This is a genomic window from Methanomassiliicoccales archaeon, assembly GCA_029907465.1.
Lineage (GTDB): Archaea > Thermoplasmatota > Thermoplasmata > Methanomassiliicoccales > JACIVX01 > JACIVX01.
In genome coordinates this window covers 1-20,060 of sequence record JARYLV010000018.1, presented here as the reverse complement: position 1 = coordinate 20,060, position 20,060 = coordinate 1, and the positions used below count along the sequence as shown (strand labels likewise).

Below are 20,060 nucleotides of genomic sequence, written 5' to 3'. Positions count from 1 at the left end.
TTCGAGAGCCATGTTGCTGCCGAGTCGATAAAAGTGTGAGTACTAGCTATTCAATGCAAAATGCTTCGTTGCACAAATCGATTATCAAAAGCGTTCTTGCACATCTCCACGTCCAAATAACTCGTGAAATTTAAATAACTCTTATCTGCGGGATTCCTGATATGGATCTTGTTCTGAATTCACGCTCAAAATAAAATCATCCCTCACATTGAAAGACTATTTTGAGCTAGCCTGGTGAGCGCCAGCCCGAAATCATGTATAGGAGTAATTCTTGGATTCTTTGATTATATCATGAGACTTTGGTATCATGCGGCCTCGACATGAATGGTTTTGTGATCATGTTTGATAATCAAGACAGGTAATGTCTTCCGCATCTCTATATATCTGGATAGTCGATGAACCTAACATGCCCGCTCCACTTACTGTTGCCGAGAGAATCGTTCTCCATCTCTCTCAGTTCTCGAAATTTCAGGACGAATACGATGTGCCGATGGAGGTGAGCCAAGATGGTATCGCCTCGGCCATTAGGATTTCAAGAGCGCATGCGGCTATCGAGCTCAAGAAGCTCAAGGAGACCTCGGAGGTTATCGAACGTCTCGCACATGTCAGAATGGGGAAAACGAAACGGAAAGTCTATTTTTTGACGCCGAAAGGAGAAGAGCGAGCGCAGAAGATTCGCGAGTTCGCAGATAGAGAAGGAATCGCCATTACACCTTTATTAGATCTGAGGAAATGTAAAGGCGAAGATCTATGGAATTCGATCGATAGCAAATTCCGACCGATACTCGCGCAGGCTTGCGTATTCAGAAAACCTTTTAAGAGATCAGCTTTGCCAGAGATGAGCATCTCCTTGCTTCCAACAAACCTAGATGGGATGGTCGAGATCCCGGAGGACTTGAGGAAAACAATCTTGCAACTTGTTGACTCATCTGACCTGAGGCGATATCATAGTTTCGCCGCGGATTACTGGTTGCAGGAAGGCGACTATAGGGAACGATTGTATCACCTTATCAATTCGGGCAGGATGCGCGAGGCGGAGATATTGATAGCGAACAGATGGCAATATCTTATAGCGAGTGCTGACGAAGACCTCTTTTCAATCGTATCCTATGTAACGAATCCATCTGGAAAATATGCGGGGAAAGTCTTTGCCATTGTTGGAGAAATCGCATTAAGGACTGGTCACAATGACTTTGCAATCGAATTGGCGAACAAACTTGAGCGGTTTTCGACGACGAAGGAACAAGCTGAAGGGAAGATGATTAAAGGCCTCGTCGCTCTGGACAAGCACAATTTTGAAGAAGCCCTTATGTTCTTCACCGAGGCGAAGAAATTGTTTGGCGATGACACCTGCAATGTAAGACTCGATTGCGAGATTATAGACGCACTCATCGGCCTCAACCGTTACGATGAAGCGAGGGGTATTTTGGAATCAGTTCTGCCGATGCAGTTAAAAAGGCGAGATCCAGAATTTCTCGACAGGCTTTACTACCAGCTCGGTCTCGTTTACATGGGTTTGGGAAACGGACAGGAAGCAGTCAAATGTCTTAGCAAAAGTCTTGGAATCCTCAAGAATCTGGAAAGCTCTAAGATCATCAAGACTCTTGCTGAAGCATACTTGCTGCTGGGCATGAAGGATAAGTCGATGGAAATCAGCGCAAAGCTAGCGAGTGCTAAAAAATCGGGCTCTTTCTCAGAAGGTCGATGTCGCTGATATAAAGCTCCCTGATGTCTGTCAGATTCCACCGTAACATCGCGATCCTCTCGAAGCCAAGTCCCCACGCCAGTACATTATGCTTCACGCCGAAAGGCGCCGTCACTTCAGGTCTGAAGATTCCCGCACCACCGAGTTCCATCCATTTTCCATTGTGAAAAACCTCGACTTCAAGCGATGGCTCTGTGTACGGGAAGTAACCTGGTCTAAATCTAAGCTTCTCAAACCCCATCCGCCTGTAGAATTCCTTTAGAATACCACACAGCATATCGAAATTTGCATCCTCTTCGACTACTATGCCTTCGATTTGCATGAACTCTGGCAAATGGGTAGCATCGATTGCCTCGTTACGAAAAATCCTCGAGATCGAGAAAACCTTAATGGGTGGATCGGGATTTCGTGCAAGGTAACGGATTGTTGCAACTGTTGTATGTGTTCTCAGTAGCGCCTTCTCCGCCTCCTCCCTCCTCCAATTATAGCGCCAACCAGTTGAACCCGTCCAACCCCCCGTTTCATGTATCTCCTTGACTCTCTTGACGAGCTCATCGTCTTCGAGCTCGATCCTCGCCGGATTTTTCAAATAGAAAGTGTCCTGAAGGTCTCTTGCTGGGTGGTCTTGCGGGGTGAATAGTGCATCCATGTTCCAAAAAGCTGCTTGGACGTATTCATCATCGATTTCCTCAAATCCCATCTGAATGAATATTCTCCGTACCTCCGATGCCATTCTTGTTATGGGATGCTTCTTTCCTGGATATGTGGAGGGTGCATAGGTTCTGATATCATACTTCCTCAGCGTGACGTCCCGCCAACGTCCGGTTTGTAAGAGCTCTGGTGTGATCTGGCCAACTTCCTCTTTCGCTTCGAGACCCTGCGAAGCGATTCTTGATCCCAGCTCTGTCAAGGCCAGCTTCCTTTCTACTACAAGCCTCTCATTGATCAAATTCTGACGAGACTTCAGTTGTTCGATAACCTTCTTGTCTACCTCGCCCTCAATAATGTCTCTATCTCTGAGCATCTTGAGAATTCTTTCGTCTTCCATGTCTGAGGATACCGTCTCTTTCCCCTGATCCGTGAGTTCCAGTAACGTTTTCGAACAGTCTTTCTTGACATTTACTAGCCCTTTCCTCTTTAGCCAGCCAATAGCAATAGGAATGTCTTCTTTGTCGAGGACTTCTTCAAGCTCCCGAGTGTCGATAACGCCGCCGCGGGAATGAATTGCATTGATAGCCCTTCGTTCTGGCAATCCCTCTTCGATAATCTTCTGATTCTTTAATGAGTAGACCTTTTTCGCCCTCTCTTCGATGCGTACCAATCCTTTTGATTGAAGCCAAGAAGCGGCGTTCATGACTTCAACAGGTTGCCTAAAATTCCCTTTTTTCAACACATCATCAGGAGTCCCTATTCCACCGAGATCTTTCAGTGCGATGAGGACTCGTTTTTCGTTGGGACTGAGGCTTTCGACGATCTCTGGAATTTCCATGCAAAAAGGGATAAAAATCAGAGGACTATTTGTCATTTTGCCCTCTCATTTGCTCATTTTTGGAACCAAGATCGCGATTCGTCTCTTGTTTTTGGGCAGGTTTGGGAACAATGATTACTTGATTGTGGACGGACACCTAATTCTCTTAATTCTTGCAACAAGCAAATACGAAGGTTTTCAAAATGGTTCAGAGCCTTATATTTGTGGATCTGTCTTGGGTCGATAGTTTCACATGTCTAGTCCTTTATATCACTTAGCTTTCTTTGATCGCGTCTTGTAGCTGGTTTTATGTCAATGACTGGCGTCCCGTTAAACGCATCCAGCCCCTTAACGATCAGAACATTTCCATCACGCTTCAATAATTTAACCCTCGTCAGGCCAAGAAAATTCGGTCTGCTTGGACTCCTCGATGAAAAGACCCCAACCTCGGGTTGTGTAGGATCATGATGGGGGTGTACTTTTAATTTGTACGAATTGGACTTGTGGAAATAGAAGATGATTTCAAGTTCATCGCATTCTTCAATCCTGTAAAGTCCGTCCGCATATTCTGGAAGGATTTCGATTATTGAAATTAACTCATCAAAATCAACGTCCTTTTCAGCATCATTTCTTACATAACCAATCGGTTTAATTTCCATTATCCATCCCTTAATATGAATGCGTCGAGTTTCTGTCGGGCCTGTTTTCGCTTCTCTTGGTGTGATTCCAGGAATCTAATGATTCTCTCTGTCAGCCTCTTCTTGCACTCTCCACAAAGGATTTCACCCTTCTTGCACGCCTCGTAGAGTTGATTCAGTTTCTCATCATCAGGCTCGAAAAGAAAGTATTCATATTTGAACACAGAACAAACATCTGGTTTCCCCCCATGTTTTCTTTGTTCTGCGGCAGAAACGGCGCCGCCTGTAAATGCGTTTGCGATTTTCTTCTTTATAGTTTGTGCATTGTCAGTTGTAAAAATCGTAGTTTCTGGCTGAGACGATGACATTTTGTTCCCTCCCATGAGGCTCGGGAACATCTTGTTATGAATAAGTGCGGGCTTGTAGTATCCAAGGAGCGGAGCAACATCCCTCGCGACCCTGAAATGTGCGTCCTGATCAATTCCACAAGGGATCAAACAAGGTACGTTCCTTCCCTGCAATTCGGATTCCAGAAAAGCGGGGGCCGCCTGGATACTCGTGTAAAAAATCGATCCTATGTTGTTGCTGTTGTCAAATCCAAAAACTGCCCGCACTGTTGAGAATGTGACTTTTTTCGCGACTTTTAGTGCGATCGGATAGAGTGTTCGAATGTATTCAGTGTCTAGGAAAATTTTCGTCTTTGCTGGGTCGAATCCTAGAGCGATGACATCGAGGGCATTCTCATAGGCATTTCTTCTCGTATCTTCAAGTGTTAGGGTCTCATTGAAAAGGAATTTCTCGTCATCGGTCATCTGGAAATAAAGTTTGGCCCCGAAAATGTCTTGAAGGTACTTGGTAAACATCCACGTGACAAGATGGCCGATATGGGTATTTCCAGATGGCCCCCTGCCAGTGTATAAAACAAAATTTTCACCGGCATCATATTTGTCCAAAATCCAATCAAGATCTCTGTGTGAATATGTGATACGCCGGCGTAGCATCGGGTGAAGGTCACCATATCTTGATAGTCTTTCAAGCATCTCGTCTTCGATTTTCTTGGTCCCAAATTTCTCTAATAACAGGTCATAATCGATTTCACCAGTGACTTCCCAAGGCGTTATAGTAAACTCATTGTTCATTAGTGCACCGCAGGCTGGAAAAGAGCTTGCCCCGTAATGAATTTTTCCAACAACCTGGCATTTTCTGCAAGAACTAAGTCGCCTTTCCCTTGGACATATGGCAATTGCTTGATTATCGATCAAATGTAGGATTTGTCGTGCCGTTTTTATATGATTAGGGTCTAACGTCCCCCTCCATTCTGAAATCCATTATTGTGCGGTTCCGAAAATGCACTTCCTAATCGAATCGTCATCATAAAGAATGCAGTCTTCTGTTTCGGACAAGAGACTACCCCCACTCGGTGACGAAACTGATTCTCACATACCTAAATATTGGAGTTCGTTTTATTTATCGTCTTAATGTTTTACCAATGTATGAGCGCCATCATCAAGGCTGGTGCAATTGATGGAGACAGGTTCGACCGATCAAGAAGGATCAAGTGGATTGATATGGAAAAAATCGAGTCGGCAAGATGTTTTGTGGCCGGGGCGGGTGCTCTTGGAAACGAAGTTATAAAGAATTTGGTACTCTCAGGTGTAAGATCGATCACACTTGTTGACATGGATTTTATTGTGCGTTCAAATCTCAATCGGTGTGTCCTCTTTAGGGAGGAGGATACGTTGAAAAAAACGATGAAAGCCGATGTCATCGCAAAACGGGCCAAGGAACTTAATCCAGGGATAGATATTACACCAGTCAATTCAAGGATCGAGGAAATCGATTCGAGTTGTTTGAAGAATCACGATGTTGTCTTCGGTTGTTTAGACAATATCGGTGCTCGAATGCATTTGAATGCTTATGCGTATTTTTATGGAGTCCCCTATATCGACGGCGGAACCGATGGAACAACTGGAAAAATCCAGGTCGTACTCCCTCCTGATACACCTTGTCTGCAGTGTACGACAAACAAGACGCACGCGAGGATTCTGGAGAAACGATTCAGTTGTACTGGTCAAGATATTTCAATTTACGAACCTAAGATCCCTGCAGAAATTACGACAACAAGCATTATTGCAGCCATTCAGGTAAGAGAAGGACTTAAGATTCTCAGTGGAAAAAAGGAATACTGTATACGACACGTCTGTTATTATAATGGGTTTCTCAATACCTTTGATTCATTCGAAGTTTCGTTGGATCCGATGTGTCCAGTTCATCTGTCGAAATTCTCCAAATCTGTTCATCCATATTCTCATTCGTGAGAATCGAATTAATTAACTGTGATCAAAAGCTTTAATGAGCATTTCGCCTGTTTGGCCTCTGTGGTCTTATGCCGCTCAGAGTCAAAGTGAGGAATGCTGAATCTGGAGCCACAGTTGAAATGGAACTAGAAGGGGAAAACACCATAGATGATATAATCGAAGGTGCAGCAGGATATTGGGAAAAGGATGCTGGAGCCTATGTTCTCAGAAGGGGGAAGCGACTCCTGCGCGGTCAGCAGACTGTCGCTGAGGCTGGGATTTTAAACAACGATGAACTCGAATTAATTCCAGATCCCGAGGGCGGATGAATGCCTCTACCCCCTGACATTCTGATCACCAGACTCAGGAACGAGCTCGCGATATGCAGTCGTTATCTTAGATATCCAATCGATCTTTCTAATGAAAATCTGCGTAGATTTCCAATCAATATTGAAATTGAATTGAAGGGAATCCCGGGTCTTGTATGTGTAGACGGGAAAATTGAGAAGAGATATGAACACCGTTTTTCAATCCTCGTCGGAAGAGATTATCCATTCGAAAAGCCTTTGGTCATTTGGAGGACGCCAATATTCCATCCAAACATCATGATGCCCGAAGACGGTGGGCATCTGTGTACAAAACTTCTTGACGACTGGGGTTTCAATTCAACTCTGCTATCCTTCATCAAGGGTATCGAAGCTCTTCTTCTCTCCCCTAATCCTTCAAGCCCGTTCGGAACGGATAGCTGTACATCTGCTGCGGCCTATTTCAATCGTGAAAAAATCAAGACCCCGCCGATCATCTATTCACCAACCCCCAAAGTGGTGAGATCTGATTGAAGCAGCCTCGCATTCTTGGAGCAGAAGAAATAAGAATCGAGGAACGTCAGCCGCCCCCATCGGAGAGGACAAAGCCGCATAAATGGCTGAGCGCGAAAGATCTAGAGGAGTTCAAGCGCCAGGAAAAGGAAGGTTACGAGTTATATATCTCGAAGGTCGCCGAGGAGAAAATGAGGAATCATTCTCTGCATTTCGCCGAAATGCAGAAGGAGGTGATGGGTCTTCTCTTAGGCTGGATTTACAAAAATGGTGGAAAAGAATACTCCATCGTCAAAGATGTCGTAACAACCGATCTCGAATCTTCATCCGTTCATGTGCGATTTGATAGAAATGCGTTTGAGAAGTTGTTCGTATCTCTTGAGGAGGTTGGATTCAATTACCTCGTCGTCGGATGGTATCATTCGCATCCCGGCTACGGGTGCTTCATGTCATCGACTGACGTGTATACGCAAAGGTCTTTATTCAAGAGCAGTTGGCATACAGCGATCGTCATTGACCCAGTAAATAAGGAAATTAAGGCATTCTATCTTGATGGAAGAGCGATCAAGACGAGGAACTTTGCGATTTATTGGGATGAATATGAGAATCCTTACTACGGAACGCGCGTAAAAAAGAGAGAACTGCGTTCAGACCCAGATCGCGTGGCGTCTTCGCAGTGAGGTCTCGTTCTGGCCTAATCTTGCCATGATGATCGGGACAATGCAGTCAAAAAATAGGAATGTCGAGTCCTCAAAAAGTGTCCCGAGCGGTGCATATCTTTTCTTTTGTTCGTCCTTTTTTGGGGCAATTTCGACAGTGACATTTGATGCCTGGCTCAACTTGGAGTGCACGTTCGAGGTAATGGCGATGACCTTAGCGCCAACTCTCCTCACAATGTTCGCCGTCTGAATGGCGGACATTGTCTCGCCAGTGTTAGATACTATGATGACGAGATCTTTTTCTTCCACAATTGGTGTTGTCATCTCGCCGATGAAATGAACATCCAATCCCATCTGTACGAGTCTGACAGCAAATGCTTGACCGACAAGTCCCGATCGTCCCACACCGTAGAGAAAGATCTTCTTTGCTCCGATAATTGAGTCAATGATTTCATCGACGACCTTTTGATCAACCCTTTGCAAAGTTTCCTGGACTTCCTTTGTTATGTAGCAGATCACTTCTTTGATTTCCACGTCAACCTTACTCCTCTCGATCGTTTTTCTTTACCTTGCTGCTTTTCGTCACTTTCTTCGTCAAGGCGCGTTCAAAGATCACTTTCATGTACATCGCGTCATGTTCAAGGAGGGGTGAACTTGAGATAATCGTGACGTTTGGCATTCTTTCCACGAGAAATTCTGCGAGTGGTTCGAAACGCAGATCACCTTTCTTTATGGGTGTAACCCTCTTTTCATTGCCGCCCTCATGCTCTACACCCGCGAAATGCACATAATGGCATCCATTGACGTATTGATCCGTGCGGTCGAATACTTCTGCGAAATCCTGCGGTTCCCTCAAAATGCCATTTTCCCTCGCGTGGAGATGTGCAAAGTTGATGACGGGCACGATGCCGTCGATTTCATCACAGAGATCGAGAATTTCGTCAAGGCTCCCAAAGACCTCTTGTCGTCCGCTCGTTTCCAAGCCTAAAATCGGTCGAATCTCCTGGTTTTTCCACCAATCCATTACTTGGCCGAGATTTGCTGCGACATTCTCCCTCGCCTTCTTCTTACCCAATTCACCGTATAAGCCAGAATGTGTAACGACAATTGATCCATTCATCACATTTGTCATTGTGGCAGCCCATTTGATGCTGTTAATGCTCTTTTCGGTCATCTCGGTATTGCTCACAAGATCCATGTAATAAGGTGTGTGCATTGAAAGTTGAACATCGAGCTCCTCACCCATTCTTCCTAGAACCATAAGTTCACGGAAATTTTGGGCAAGACCTGATGCAAGCGTCACCAGAGTATCGTCAGCTTTGATTTTCTCATACGGATTGATGATCTGGATTTCTCTCTTCCCCTTTCTCCTCAAAATTCCAACGACGAGATCGTTCTCGACCTCCATTGGAGTTAGTCCTACTTCCTCATCTTCTGGTGGCCTGTCAACGATGTTAACTCTGACCATCTGGATTTCCATTGCGTTGAGACCTAGATTATGGACGTCTTCGATCCCATCTTTTAGCGTTCTGCCTTTGCAAGAAAGAGGAATCCCAGCTGGACCGAACCTGATCATCGTGCGCCCCCGGGTGTCGGATGATTATGATAGAAGTCATATATAATTCTATCAAAATAGTTAGCAATTCTCTGGATCAAAAAAGAGTGCAATTGAAATGTGTCTGGAATACTTTCATCATAGTGTTCAATATTTTCCCTAGTAGCAAAGCACCTCCTTCCATAGAAATGATTGCTTTCCTGTCTGGCACTTAATTTACAAACATTTATCCGAGCAAAAGTTTATTAAAGGAATGCCTATTAGAGCCTTCTACCCAATGTCGGGAGAGTCAGAGAAATGAAGAAGAATGAAAAGACGAATCCAAACCTTCTCCTTCTGATTGAATCCCTGAAAAGGGAATCTCGGGAGCGGGGTGTGGAAATCTGGCGAGACATTGCTAGGCGGCTTGAGAAGCCGAGGAGAAACTGGGCAGAAGTCAACCTCAGCAGATTGGAACGGTATTCTGAGGATGGCGCTGTCATTGTGGTTCCTGGCAAAGTTCTCGGTGCTGGAAATCTGAATAAGAAGCTCACAGTCGCAGCTTTCAAGTTCTCATCATCAGCGCGTAAGAAGATCGAGGATGCAGGTGGGAAAAGCATGACGATTGAGCAACTCGTTAAAGAGTTGCCCGATGGCAGCGGCATTAAGATCATGGGGTGAGATAATGGCCGTTATCAACGCTGAGGGACATGTCCTCGGGAGACTCTGTAGTAACATTGCCGAGAGAATATTGAAGGGCGAAGAGATCGTCGTCGTCAATGCCGAAAAGGCATTGATCGTGGGGAAAAAAGAAATGATATTTGCGGAGTATAAGCAAAAGAGGGATAGAGGAAAGAACCTGCGGGGCCCGTATTATCCGAGGAGAGCAGATCTTATTTTGAAAAGAACCGTCCGCGGTATGATCCCATTTGATAGACCGAGTGGAAGGGAAGCGTACCGAAGATTGAAAGTTTATGTTGGCATTCCAAAGGAGTTTTCATCAGCAGAGATGGAAAAAGTGGGAGAAGCGATCAAGCCGATCATAGGCAAATATGTGACCCTTTCCGAAGTCTCTGCATTTCTCGGTTCGAAGGTGAGGTGAATCGATGGTCGACATCATTAATACAACTGGCAAAAGAAAGTCAGCGATCGCGCGAGCCGTCATTAGAAAGGGCTCAGGCAATGTGAGGATCAACAGCATTCCTCTAAACATTTATTCCCCAGAGATGGCCCGATTGAAGATCATGGAACCCTTGGTGCTCGCCGGGGAGAGGGCGTCGACGGTCGATATCGACGTCAACGTTCAAGGCGGAGGTGTAATGGGACAGGCTGAGGCGTCGAGGACAGCAATCGCAAAAGCTCTTGTCCAGTTTTTCGGAGATGAGGAGCTTGCAAAGATGTTTAAACAGTACGATCGCGCTCTGCTGATCAGCGATCCTCGTAGAAAGCTGCCAAAGAAACCGCTGGGACGTGGTGCTAGGAAGAAGCGTCAGAAATCATATAGGTGAAGAAAACATGATCATACCTGTAAGGTGTTTTACCTGTGGGAAAGTCATCGGTAGCCTTTATCAGACCTTTGTGAGGAGGGTCCAACTGGGCGAGGATCCTAAGCAGGTGCTTGATGACCTCGGCGTGAAGCGCTACTGTTGCCGGCGGATGATCATTTCGCACGCGGAGTTGATCGATGAAATCATCCCACTCGGATGAAGCCTTTTCACCTTTTTGATGGGTCCGTGGGGTAGCTTGGAATCCTCCCAGCTTGGGGTGCTGGTGACTCCAGTTCAAATCTGGACGGACCCATTCCCACCCCGATTAGAGTTTGAGGCGATGAGGTCCCAAAATGGCGACGGAGATCCCAAGCAAATTTAGACCACTTATGTTAACAAGAACTGATCAAACTCAATTCTATTCTTAAGGAAAGGTTGGAGAGTTGAATTATCAACTCCTAATATCGGCAATTGATATTGGAATATTTGTAGGCCAATCGCATTTACTGAACTGGTTAGAGCCGGGGTAATGTTTAGCCTAAAATGATTATTTGTTGGACTGATCATTGATGATTTCTCTGGTTCGAGTGAAATTGACTTTTGCTTCACATATTCTCAATTCGTATTCTTTGCATGAACCTAAAGACCAGGAACATCTCGTAAAGGAGTTGATCATCCGGAATATTTTAACACGGTGCTTATTCCGTTGTGTTGTCGTCAAACTTTTTATTTGCTTGCGATTCTAAAGTTAATTTCAAATTGTCAAAAAGTCTCCGACTGGCATAAGTATTTCGTGCTTCTGATCTTTGAAATGCCGGAAATCCAGGTAAAATTCCCGAAGAGACCAATTGCCGCCGTAATGGGGACAAGATTTTCATTTCATATTGCGCAATACCAATGGGCAAGATCATTTATACAAGATGCATCAATCATTGGATTAGAGGAAGGTGATGCTGATGAGAAGTCTTGGCGAATATTTCGACGAGATAAGCGACGACCTCAGTGAAATTTTAGAAGACATCGAACGAGCTATTGATCTGATTGAAGAGGGCAGAAGTAAGCGAGCGCTGAGTATTTTAGTAGAGGCAAGAGATGCCCTCGAAGAATTCCTCGGTTACGAAGAAATTGAAGAAGAGGAGTATGAGGAAGAAGATGAAGATAGCGAAGATGAAGAGGAATGATCAGTTCCCTCATACTCTTCATAGCGAATATCAAGGTAAGTGAATCTGGTCTCCATTCGTGACTTTTTAACAATAAGCTAAATGAAACAGCAACAATCAAGATTTGAATCGGGACAGAGAATGTCAATAAGTGCCCTGATGATATTCATTAATTGATGATTTGCGTCCCCGTGCTATGAGCAAGCGTCCGAGGTCTTTTGTCTCGACGATGGTATCGACTCTTCTGTTATACCTCACTTCTTGGCGGCATCTCTTTTCGTGCTCGGCATTTCAAGGATCTAGCTCTCGCTTCTCATTGCTCCACTGAGGTGAATGTCTTCATCAGTAAGGTAAGAACCAAATGCATAGGTGTCTTTGACCTCATCCGTCATCCATGAAGGTGCATATAGAAGAGCCCTCTGGAACATCTGCCACTCTTCTGACGGCATGAGAAGTCTAGATCTTTTAATCGGGAAAATCTTGACTTCTTCAACGCCTTCAATTCCTGCGAAATGTCTAGTCACAAATTCTTTTACACTTTTCTGCGATTCAGAAACAACCGAGGCAAGAACATCAAAATCTCCAAGGAGAAAGGCTCCAAATGCAATAAAGGCATTCGGGGCTGGCTGCGTCTCGAGCACTCTCTTGTACACGGCATAATAATCTTTTGGCTTCGTTCTGAGCATGATACTATACCGCTTTGCTCTCTTTACCTTCGTTTTTGGCGTAGGCAAGAAAGCCAATTTAAGCAACGGAAAGGTCTTCGTGTCTACAATTCGGTCACATGAACCGATATCCTCTACAAGAAGATCGCCGATGTTCTCAGGTTCATCCGCCTGAACAAAGAGTGTGACGAATCTCGCTCTCGTTTGCATTGACATAAAAAGGGGTTTGACCTTCTTCCTTGGTAAATAAGCCATTTTCTCCTCGATGAATTTCCAGATTTTCTCTGCATCATCCTTTTCTCTTGGAAACAACCTCATCAAGACGATCATTTTACCAGCTCCTTTCTTGCTGCGATCAATTTCTCAACTACGGAGGGATCGGCAAGCGTCGTCGTATCACCGAGATCTTCAACGGTTCCCGCAGCAATTTTTCTCAAAATTCGCCTCATGATCTTACCGCTGCGGGTCTTGGGAAGAGCTGAAGCGAACTGAATGATTTCTGGTGCTGCGATAGGGCCTACTTGTTGTCTCACATGCAAAATCAACTCCTTTTTCAACTCTTCCGACTCCTTTACCCCTGCTTTTAACGTGACGAACGCGAAAATTGCTTCCCCTTTTATCGGATGTGGAATCGGTACCACAGCTGCTTCTGCAACATCTTTATGGCTGACGAGGGCACTCTCAACTTCTGCCGCCCCTATTCTGTGGCCAGATACCTTGATAACATCGTCGACTCTTCCCACAATCCAGATGTCACCATCCTCGTCCTTTCTTGCACCGTCGCCTGTGAGATAAACGCCAGGGAACCGCGACCAATAGATTTCTTTGAAGCGTTCATGTTGACCATAAACTGTCCTCATAATTCCGGGCCATGGTCTCTTGATCACAAGATAACCTCCCTCATTGATATCGGCTTCAGTCCCGTCTTCACGTAGGATTGCTGGTTCGATTCCGAAGAACGGCTTTGTCGCGCACCCTGGCTTCAGCACTGTAGCGCCAGGGAGTGGTGTGATGAGAATCCCTCCAGTTTCGGTCTGCCACCAAGTGTCTACGATTGGACATTGCCCCCCGCCAATGACGTTGTAGTACCACATCCAAGCTTCAGGGTTGATCGCCTCCCCAACAGAACCTAGCAACCGCAAGCTCGACAAATCTCTCGATTTCGGATATTGATCACCTTCCCTCATTAATGCTCTGATGGCGGTTGGCGCTGTATAGAAAATGTTCACACGGAATTTTTCAATAATTCGCCAGTAGCGATCGACCTGCGGATATGTAGGAATGCCTTCAAACATGACTGTCGTCGCGCCTGCCGCAAGGGGTCCGTAGACGATATAGCTGTGTCCAGTGATCCACCCAATATCTGCAGTGCACCAGTAAGTGTCTTCTTCGTGGTAATCAAAGATCCACTTGAATGTCAAGAGGACATACAGAAGGTAACCGCCAGTGGTGTGAAGAACCCCTTTCGGTTTTCCTGTCGATCCGCTGGTGTAGAGAATAAATAGGGGGTCCTCCGCATCCATTATTTCTGGTGGGCAATCCAATGAGGCGTTTTCCATGAGTTCGTGCCACCAGAAATCACGACCCTCTTTCATCTCCACAGGAATTCCCGCCCTCTTGACAACAATGACGCTCTCTACATAGTCCTCCTTTGCTATGGCCAGATCGCCGTTAGCCTTGAGCGCAACGAGTTTCCCGCCTCTGTATGTGCCATCAGCTGTGATCAGCATTTTACATCGGCTGTCCCTAATCCGATCCTTAAGTGATTCGGAACTGAATCCTCCAAAGATCACGCTGTGCACGGCACCGATCCTCGCACATGCAAGCATTGCGATTGGCAGCTCAGGAATCATCGGAAGATAGATCGCAACGCGATCCCCTTTTTTGACCCCCCTCGCCTTGAGAACGTTCGCAAACTTGCAGACTTCAGTCAATAATTGTTGGTATGTAAAAACCCTGACATCATTTTCTGGCTCTCCCTGCCAGATGATTGCGGCCTTATTCTTTCTCCAGGTCTTGACATGTCTATCAAGGCAATTATATGAAGCGTTGAGTTTCGCATCCTTGAACCATTTAATCCTGACGTTTTCGACGTCCCATTCGAAGACTTTAGTCCAAGGTTCTATCCAATCGATTTCTTTCGCCCATTTTTCCCAAAATGCTTCTGGGTTCTCAATCGATTCTTTATACATCTGGTTATAAACTTCAATACTGCCGATATGCGCTTTTTGAGAGAATTCCTTTTGTGGCGGGAACCGCCGCTGTTCTTGCATTACACTTTCGATGATCCTTGCTTCGCTCATTCAATACCCCCAATTCAAATCCTGATCACACGTATAAGTTGCGTGAGATTTTCTTCCGCGGGTTTTTGCACGTAATTGAATTTTTTATATTTATGAGTCTCGTAGCTCCCACTAATATCTCTATTGAGGTCAGGGTGATACTTGAAGTTGCAATCATAACTGGGCTCTTCGAGTAAATCATTTTTTTTCGATTTTTTTAGTGATCTTTTTGTAATTTTGCAACCGAATTATCTCGAGTATCGATTCATTACAATTTCAAAAATCTGAGTTCTTGTCAAAGACCAATAATTGTAGAAAAAAATGATGATTCAAAGACGAAAAGATCTTTTTCCCTCACCACTTAACAAACTCTATCGACTAAGCGTTGCTCCAGCGCAATGAAGGTGAAATTGAATATGAAAAAACATGGCCCCGCTGTCGAGATCCGCCAGTAATTGATCGCATCAATGATCCTTCTTCTCAGAATCTCAATTTAAAAATGCTTTTTAAATCAACCGCTAAGACTCTATAATTAACATATCAGAGTTGACAGCACTCATCATTCCTGATCCGAATGTCTTCCGTGATAAACGTCTTCTTCCTCTTCGGAAGTTAGAACAATGCGATATTCTTGTGGTATGCCATCGACTTCAATAATGGGGACTTTCAGACTCGACCGGATTTTTTCAACGAACTCTTTGAAGAATTTTAGGTCGCCAGGACCAATATTTTCCGGAAACTTTATGTAGAACGCGTGGACTTCTTTCGCTGCGTCGAACCAATAATTGACCTCAGCAGATTCCAGCAATTCGACAAATTTCTCCCTGTTCTTTCTTCTCTTTGACAATTCGATCATTCTTTTCTTCCACACATCTGCAGATTTCACGACGGTAGTCTCGACGCCGAGAACTTTCCACATATTTGTTGTGGATGCTCTGAGGATAAATAAATCTGTTGAGCAAATGCCTTTCTGGTGTTGATTTGAATCAGCTCTCTTATCTTAAGCGGTGGCGAAATCACTTGTGTCCTCGATTAATCCTTCTCCAAGAACCTTCGCATAATCGAAGTCTTCCCTCAGCAGAATATCCTTGATCTTCGAAACGTTAGCTCTCCTCTTAATAAGCCCAGCAAAGACACCAGCCGCCTCCACTTCACCGATGCAAATCGCACCGACGATCACACCGTCTTTTAAAACGATCTTCCTATAGAATTTCTTCTCTGGAATTGAACGGCCGATGATTTCATAGCCATGATCTTTCCCACGGGGCCTCGTAAATCCGATTGCGATCGATGCGAGACCGAATAAGTCCACCGAGTTCATCGCGATACCGCCAGCGTATTCAACATCACAACCCGCCATGTTTTTTCCAGCAATGCATCCCTGCTCAACGGCATTAGGCCAGATTGCATGAATGTACCTCTCACCTGTGATAAAGTCTTTCGCCTCAGCGACATCTCCAGCTGCGTAGATATTAGGGATATTTGTCTTCATGTGGGTATCGACAAGAATACCATAATCCGTTTCAATGCCAGCATCTTTGGCCAGACCGATATTCGGTCGAACGCCTTTTGCGAAGATCACGATATCACATGTTAATGTTTGTCCTGTGGATAGCCGAACCGCCTCAACCTTCTTGTTGCCGATGATTTCCTCAACATTTGTTTCTGTCATAACTTTTATGCCATTTTCTTCCAACTGTTTTCTCAGGATTTCCGCACCTTCTCTATCCATCGTCTGCGACATGATTTGAGGCGATGTCACAATAACCCAAACTTCAACACCCTTAGCGTGGAGTGCATCTGCTGCCTTGAGACCTACAAGGCCACCACCCATTACTACCGCCCTTTTACCAGGCACGGCAGCCTCAGAGATGCGCCTCGCGTCTTCGTATGTTCTTAAAACAAAAACTCCCTGTTTGTTATTACCTGGGATGTCGTATATGACAGGGGAGGCGCCTGTGGCGATCATGAGCGATGAATAACCAATTCTCGCCCCATCATCGAGTACGACGTGGTTGTCATTGGGAAAAATCTTGACGACCTTCCTTCCGAGTATCGGAGTGACCTTTTTCTTCGCATAATAGTCTTTTGGGCGGAACAGAATCTTTTCATCATCGACGACGCCTGCGATGTAGTAGGACGTTAAGCAACGAGAATACGTATGCATCTTTTCATCGGAGATAATCGCGATGCTCCCCTCCTTGTCGACCTTCCTAATTCCTTCAACACATCCGATGCCTGCGGCGCTGTTCCCTATAATCACATATTTGTACTGAGCGTCCAGGTTCATTTCAACCAGACCCCTCTGCGATGCTCTCATTCTCCCGCTCTAATCTTTCGCCTAAAATACAAACAATCGCGCCTGTCTTGCATGCCTCGACGCAAGCTGGTGTATCTCTTTGCGGGCATAAGTCACATTTTACTATGATTTTGTTATCTAAATCTCTTTTGATAGCTCCGTACGGGCACGCCATGATGCACATCCAGCATCCCACACATTTATCGGGATCGTGAATCACAGTGCCCTCTTCATTCTTGATCAAAGCACCGGACATGCATGCTTCGACACATTTTGGATCGTCACAGTGCCTGCACCTAATAGGATACGCTTTTCCTGTTACGATTTCTGTTTTCGGCTTCCCCTTCTTTGGTCTCATTTCAGGGGCGTCGGTGGGGTTTGCCAATCCCGTCCTAATCGAAATTCGCGAGAGCGCTTTCTTGGTATCAGCAGTGATTCGCTCACCACTCCTCGAAGGAGAATGTTCGCGCGCGCACGCAATTTCGCAAGACCTGCACCCAATGCACTTATCGAGCTTCACGATTATCTTTTTTTTCAAGCAAAGAACCTCCTTCTGCGAGCGGAATTTGTTTTCCTGAGTCAGGAACTTTGCCGAGGTTAATTAATATTGCTATCTTTAACACTTTCGCGACGTATCATCGATGTCGTATGCGAAATTCGCGTTTTTCGGCTCGAAATTCGAATTCTGAATCAGGAGATAGCGAGCAATTTTTTGGTTATGGTTTCTCAAACATTTTTTATAATATATCGGATGCTATTCAGGTGGAATTGGCACTTTAAATATATTCAGGGAATCGTGATGTTGATGAAGGTCGTCAGTAGCATTCTCGAATTACGCGGAAATACGCCGATGATAAAATTGAACAGAGTTGTGCCGCCTAGTTTTGCAAATATCTATGCGAAGCTCGAATATTTCAGCCCTACAGGTAGCGTCAAAGATCGAATTGCTGCATATATGATAGAAGAGGCGGAAAAGCGTGGTGAGCTCAAACCAGGCTACCGAATTGTCGAGGCGACAACGGGCAATACTGGAATTGCTTTCGCGCTGGCGGGTGCAATGAAGGGATATCGCGTAACGATTGTCATGCCAGAGGGTATGAGCGATGAAAGGAAAAAAATCCTCAGAGCGCTCGGTGCCGAAATTATTTATACACCTGGATCGGAAACAGACGTCGATAAATGCATTAAAAAGGTCAGGGAGATTCAAGAATCGGATTCACGTGTCTGGGTTCCCAGTCAATTCACCTCGATGGACAATGTTTTGGCGCATGAAACAACGACTGGACCCGAATGCGTCGAACAGATCGGCCGCAATATCGATGCTTTCGTCGCTGGAGTAGGATCCGGTGGGACATTGATGGGTGTTGCAAGGTATTTTAAAAAAGTAGGGATAAACGCCAATATCGTCGCGGTGGAGCCCGAGGAATGTTCTGTCATTAAGAAAGGAAATAAGGGGCCGCACAGAATCGAAGGGATCGGAGATGGGTTCATCCCGGAGATCGTAGACACGAAGTTGATCACAAGGGTTGAGCTCGTCAGCGACACAGAAGCGATCGAAATGGCAAGGAGGCTGGCGAGGGAAGAAGGGATCCTCTGCGGGATATCTGCAGGGGCGAATGTTGCAGCTTCAATCAGGATCGCCGAGGAACTTGGAGTTGGTAAGAACGTTGTGACAATCATCCCTGACACAGGAATGCGTTACTTCTCGACTGATCTCTTCAAAGATGTGTGATCGACGATGAATCGCGCGGATATGATAGTAGACCTCCTGAAAAAATTGGTTTCGATAGATAGTGTCAATCCATGTCTCTCGCCAAGGCATAGAGGTGAAAGCGAAATTGTTGATTTTATTATCGAGCACCTAAGATCGATCGGTGTGAATGCGAGGACACAGGAGGTTGTTGACGGAAGGAAAAATGTAATCGGTGTGATTCGCGGCAGTGAAAAAGGCCGAAAATTGCTCATTGTTGCGCACCTAGATACGGTGGGCGTAGATTCAATGGTCATCCCTCCATTCAATCCAGTAATCACTGGAAATAGACTCTATGGGAGGGGCTCGGCCGATACTAAGGGTGGAATGGCTGCGGCGCTCGAAGCTCTGAGATCGATTTCACTCGATCGCAACTTCAAGGGGGAAGTGATCTTCGCAGGCACGGTCGACGAGGAGAATGAAGCGAAAGGGATTGAGAAACTCGTGGGGGAGGTCGAAGCGGACGCTGCCATTGTTATCGAGCCTGTCGGTCTCAATGTGGTGGTCGCCCATAAGGGATTCGCGTGGCAAGAGTTCAAGGTGATGGGAAAAGCAGCACACGGGAGTGATTTCGCTAATGGGATTGATGCGATTTTCAGAACTCAAAGACTCCTTGCTGAACTGATCAGGATGAATGATGAATTAATGGAACACCCACATCCCCTCCTCGGCCCTGCATCTCTACACGCATCGCAAATATACGGTGGCGAGGGTTGGTCGACCTACCCTGCCCAGTGTGTTTTGACTGTTGAAAGGAGAACATTACCTGGCGAAACAAAGCAGAAAGTTGAAAGAGAATTTCAGGCGATTGCAGACCATCTCCTTGAAGAGGGAATCCACATCGAAACGAAAATGCATTTCTTCCGCGTCGCAACAGAGATTTCGCCGGATGAAGCGATCGTACAGTCTTTGCTTAAGGCAACCTCAGATGTGGGTATTGATTGCCAAGTCACAGGTATGTCTGCATGGCCTGAAGCAGGTGTACTCAACCTTTCTGGAATCCCCTCAGTTGTCTTCGGTCCGGGCGGATGCAAGGGACATGAATCAGATGAGTATGTGGAGCTCGATAGCGTCCTTAAGTGCTGTGAGGTCCTCGAGAAAGCGATCAGGATTTTCCTTTCCTGATTTCTTCTTTCGAGAATACCTTGTCCAACAATCTTAAGTATCGATCAAGCTTTTTCATTACACGATAATCATGCCGCTACCATTGCCTCCACACACTCACTGCCTCAATTGCGAGGACCCAATTCCGGAAGATCAAGATTTTTGTTCAGAAGAGTGCAAGAATTCCTACCATC

22 protein-coding genes and 1 tRNA gene are annotated in these 20,060 nt (G+C 45.5%); 13 read left to right on the top strand and 10 right to left on the bottom strand.

The annotated features are described in order from the left end of the window. Positions 1–406 precede the first annotated feature (406 nt). Complete coding sequence (locus QHH00_06910) at positions 407–1,714, top strand: hypothetical protein (GenBank protein MDH7509111.1); 1,308 nt, start codon at positions 407–409, stop codon at positions 1,712–1,714. On the opposite strand, the gene QHH00_06905 is transcribed toward QHH00_06910, so the two are convergent. The 3 genes from QHH00_06905 to QHH00_06895 form a co-directional block, all read right to left on the bottom strand. Continuing rightward, a complete protein-coding gene (locus QHH00_06905) occupies positions 1,674–3,194 on the bottom strand; it encodes a phenylalanine--tRNA ligase subunit alpha (GenBank protein ID MDH7509110.1) in 1,521 nt (506 codons plus the stop codon). The two genes, QHH00_06910 and QHH00_06905, sit on opposite strands and share 41 nt — an antisense overlap. Positions 3,195–3,430: 236 nt before the next feature. After that, positions 3,431–3,832, bottom strand: coding sequence for a tRNA (N6-threonylcarbamoyladenosine(37)-N6)-methyltransferase TrmO (gene tsaA, locus QHH00_06900; GenBank protein ID MDH7509109.1), 402 nt, complete (start codon positions 3,830–3,832; stop codon positions 3,431–3,433). Next, on the bottom strand, positions 3,832–5,073 hold the full coding sequence (locus QHH00_06895) for a tryptophan--tRNA ligase (GenBank protein ID MDH7509108.1): 1,242 nt from the start codon (positions 5,071–5,073) through the stop codon (positions 3,832–3,834). Before QHH00_06895 ends, tsaA begins: the two co-directional genes overlap by 1 nt. 231 nt (positions 5,074–5,304) lie before the next feature. Here QHH00_06895 and QHH00_06890 point away from each other — a divergent pair, with 231 nt between their 5' ends. The 4 genes from QHH00_06890 to QHH00_06875 all read left to right on the top strand — a co-directional run bounded on the left by QHH00_06890 (position 5,305) and on the right by QHH00_06875 (position 7,606). Beyond that, positions 5,305–6,129, top strand: coding sequence for a ThiF family adenylyltransferase (locus QHH00_06890; protein ID MDH7509107.1), 825 nt, complete (start codon positions 5,305–5,307; stop codon positions 6,127–6,129). Between the two features lie 68 nt (positions 6,130–6,197). Then, on the top strand, positions 6,198–6,437 hold the full coding sequence (locus QHH00_06885; protein MDH7509106.1) for a hypothetical protein: 240 nt from the start codon (positions 6,198–6,200) through the stop codon (positions 6,435–6,437). Continuing rightward, complete coding sequence (locus tag QHH00_06880) at positions 6,438–6,947, top strand: ubiquitin-conjugating enzyme E2 (protein ID MDH7509105.1); 510 nt, start codon at positions 6,438–6,440, stop codon at positions 6,945–6,947. Next, on the top strand, positions 6,944–7,606 hold the full coding sequence (locus QHH00_06875) for a hypothetical protein (protein ID MDH7509104.1): 663 nt from the start codon (positions 6,944–6,946) through the stop codon (positions 7,604–7,606). Before QHH00_06880 ends, QHH00_06875 begins: the two co-directional genes overlap by 4 nt. On the opposite strand, the gene QHH00_06870 is transcribed toward QHH00_06875, so the two are convergent. Then, positions 7,574–8,119 (bottom strand): SIS domain-containing protein, encoded by a 546-nt coding sequence (locus QHH00_06870; GenBank protein MDH7509103.1) that lies wholly within the window; start codon positions 8,117–8,119, stop codon positions 7,574–7,576. The two genes, QHH00_06875 and QHH00_06870, sit on opposite strands and share 33 nt — an antisense overlap. Positions 8,120–8,126: 7 nt before the next feature. Further along, a complete protein-coding gene (locus QHH00_06865; protein MDH7509102.1) occupies positions 8,127–9,161 on the bottom strand; it encodes a TIM barrel protein in 1,035 nt (344 codons plus the stop codon). 276 nt (positions 9,162–9,437) lie between these two features. Here QHH00_06865 and QHH00_06860 point away from each other — a divergent pair, with 276 nt between their 5' ends. The 6 genes from QHH00_06860 (at position 9,438) to QHH00_06835 (ending at position 11,787) form a co-directional block, all read left to right on the top strand. Then, positions 9,438–9,800, top strand: a complete 363-nt coding sequence (locus tag QHH00_06860) for a 50S ribosomal protein L18e (protein ID MDH7509101.1) — start codon at positions 9,438–9,440, stop codon at positions 9,798–9,800. A 4-nt stretch (positions 9,801–9,804) separates the two neighbouring features. After that, complete coding sequence (locus QHH00_06855; GenBank protein MDH7509100.1) at positions 9,805–10,221, top strand: 50S ribosomal protein L13; 417 nt, start codon at positions 9,805–9,807, stop codon at positions 10,219–10,221. A gap of 4 nt (positions 10,222–10,225) precedes the next feature. Continuing rightward, entirely contained in the window at positions 10,226–10,627 is a 402-nt protein-coding gene (locus QHH00_06850; protein MDH7509099.1) for a 30S ribosomal protein S9, read from the top strand. A 7-nt stretch (positions 10,628–10,634) separates the two neighbouring features. Next, positions 10,635–10,826 (top strand): DNA-directed RNA polymerase subunit N, encoded by a 192-nt coding sequence (locus QHH00_06845; GenBank protein MDH7509098.1) that lies wholly within the window; start codon positions 10,635–10,637, stop codon positions 10,824–10,826. A 20-nt stretch (positions 10,827–10,846) separates the two neighbouring features. Then, a tRNA-Pro gene (locus QHH00_06840) sits at positions 10,847–10,919 on the top strand. Positions 10,920–11,562: 643 nt separating this feature from the next. Beyond that, positions 11,563–11,787: a hypothetical protein gene (locus QHH00_06835; protein ID MDH7509097.1), complete on the top strand. Its 225-nt coding sequence runs from the start codon at positions 11,563–11,565 to the stop codon at positions 11,785–11,787. 278 nt (positions 11,788–12,065) lie between these two features. Here QHH00_06835 and QHH00_06830 read toward each other — a convergent pair whose 3' ends face one another. From QHH00_06830 to QHH00_06810, 5 genes are all read right to left on the bottom strand, one after another. Further along, positions 12,066–12,761 carry a hypothetical protein gene (locus QHH00_06830; protein ID MDH7509096.1) on the bottom strand — a complete coding sequence of 232 codons (696 nt, stop codon included), beginning with the start codon at positions 12,759–12,761 and terminating at the stop codon, positions 12,066–12,068. Beyond that, complete coding sequence (gene acs, locus QHH00_06825) at positions 12,758–14,734, bottom strand: acetate--CoA ligase (protein ID MDH7509095.1); 1,977 nt, start codon at positions 14,732–14,734, stop codon at positions 12,758–12,760. Before acs ends, QHH00_06830 begins: the two co-directional genes overlap by 4 nt. 538 nt (positions 14,735–15,272) lie before the next feature. Beyond that, positions 15,273–15,632, bottom strand: coding sequence for a hypothetical protein (locus tag QHH00_06820; protein MDH7509094.1), 360 nt, complete (start codon positions 15,630–15,632; stop codon positions 15,273–15,275). Positions 15,633–15,713: 81 nt separating this feature from the next. Beyond that, the gene (locus QHH00_06815; protein ID MDH7509093.1) at positions 15,714–17,033 is read right to left on the bottom strand and encodes an FAD-dependent oxidoreductase; all 1,320 of its coding nucleotides are present in this window, start codon (positions 17,031–17,033) and stop codon (positions 15,714–15,716) included. Further along, a complete protein-coding gene (locus QHH00_06810; GenBank protein ID MDH7509092.1) occupies positions 17,005–17,550 on the bottom strand; it encodes a 4Fe-4S dicluster domain-containing protein in 546 nt (181 codons plus the stop codon). The genes QHH00_06815 and QHH00_06810 overlap by 29 nt, the downstream gene beginning before the upstream one ends. A 267-nt stretch (positions 17,551–17,817) precedes the next feature. On the opposite strand from QHH00_06810, the gene cysK reads away from it, so the two are divergent. Next, the gene (gene cysK / locus QHH00_06805; GenBank protein MDH7509091.1) at positions 17,818–18,744 is read left to right on the top strand and encodes a cysteine synthase A; all 927 of its coding nucleotides are present in this window, start codon (positions 17,818–17,820) and stop codon (positions 18,742–18,744) included. Between the two features lie 6 nt (positions 18,745–18,750). Then, positions 18,751–19,887: a M20/M25/M40 family metallo-hydrolase gene (locus QHH00_06800; GenBank protein MDH7509090.1), complete on the top strand. Its 1,137-nt coding sequence runs from the start codon at positions 18,751–18,753 to the stop codon at positions 19,885–19,887. Positions 19,888–20,060: the final 173 nt, after the last annotated feature.

Bases quoted from the DNA above. Each gene is read 5' to 3' on its own strand.
- QHH00_06910 (MDH7509111.1), top strand. From the start codon at position 407: ATGCCCGCTCCACTTACTGTTGCCGAGAGAATCGTTCTCCATCTCTCT.
- QHH00_06905 (MDH7509110.1), bottom strand. From the start codon at position 3,194: ATGGAAATTCCAGAGATCGTCGAAAGCCTCAGTCCCAACGAAAAACGA.
- tsaA (MDH7509109.1), bottom strand. From the start codon at position 3,832: ATGGAAATTAAACCGATTGGTTATGTAAGAAATGATGCTGAAAAGGAC.
- QHH00_06890 (MDH7509107.1), top strand. From the start codon at position 5,305: ATGAGCGCCATCATCAAGGCTGGTGCAATTGATGGAGACAGGTTCGAC.
- QHH00_06885 (MDH7509106.1), top strand. From the start codon at position 6,198: ATGCCGCTCAGAGTCAAAGTGAGGAATGCTGAATCTGGAGCCACAGTT.
- QHH00_06880 (MDH7509105.1), top strand. From the start codon at position 6,438: ATGCCTCTACCCCCTGACATTCTGATCACCAGACTCAGGAACGAGCTC.
- QHH00_06865 (MDH7509102.1), bottom strand. From the start codon at position 9,161: ATGATCAGGTTCGGTCCAGCTGGGATTCCTCTTTCTTGCAAAGGCAGA.
- QHH00_06860 (MDH7509101.1), top strand. From the start codon at position 9,438: ATGAAGAAGAATGAAAAGACGAATCCAAACCTTCTCCTTCTGATTGAA.
- QHH00_06855 (MDH7509100.1), top strand. From the start codon at position 9,805: ATGGCCGTTATCAACGCTGAGGGACATGTCCTCGGGAGACTCTGTAGT.
- QHH00_06850 (MDH7509099.1), top strand. From the start codon at position 10,226: ATGGTCGACATCATTAATACAACTGGCAAAAGAAAGTCAGCGATCGCG.
- QHH00_06845 (MDH7509098.1), top strand. From the start codon at position 10,635: ATGATCATACCTGTAAGGTGTTTTACCTGTGGGAAAGTCATCGGTAGC.
- QHH00_06835 (MDH7509097.1), top strand. From the start codon at position 11,563: ATGAGAAGTCTTGGCGAATATTTCGACGAGATAAGCGACGACCTCAGT.
- QHH00_06830 (MDH7509096.1), bottom strand. From the start codon at position 12,761: ATGATCGTCTTGATGAGGTTGTTTCCAAGAGAAAAGGATGATGCAGAG.
- acs (MDH7509095.1), bottom strand. From the start codon at position 14,734: ATGAGCGAAGCAAGGATCATCGAAAGTGTAATGCAAGAACAGCGGCGG.
- QHH00_06820 (MDH7509094.1), bottom strand. From the start codon at position 15,632: ATGTGGAAAGTTCTCGGCGTCGAGACTACCGTCGTGAAATCTGCAGAT.
- QHH00_06815 (MDH7509093.1), bottom strand. From the start codon at position 17,033: ATGAGAGCATCGCAGAGGGGTCTGGTTGAAATGAACCTGGACGCTCAG.
- cysK (MDH7509091.1), top strand. From the start codon at position 17,818: ATGAAGGTCGTCAGTAGCATTCTCGAATTACGCGGAAATACGCCGATG.
- QHH00_06800 (MDH7509090.1), top strand. From the start codon at position 18,751: ATGAATCGCGCGGATATGATAGTAGACCTCCTGAAAAAATTGGTTTCG.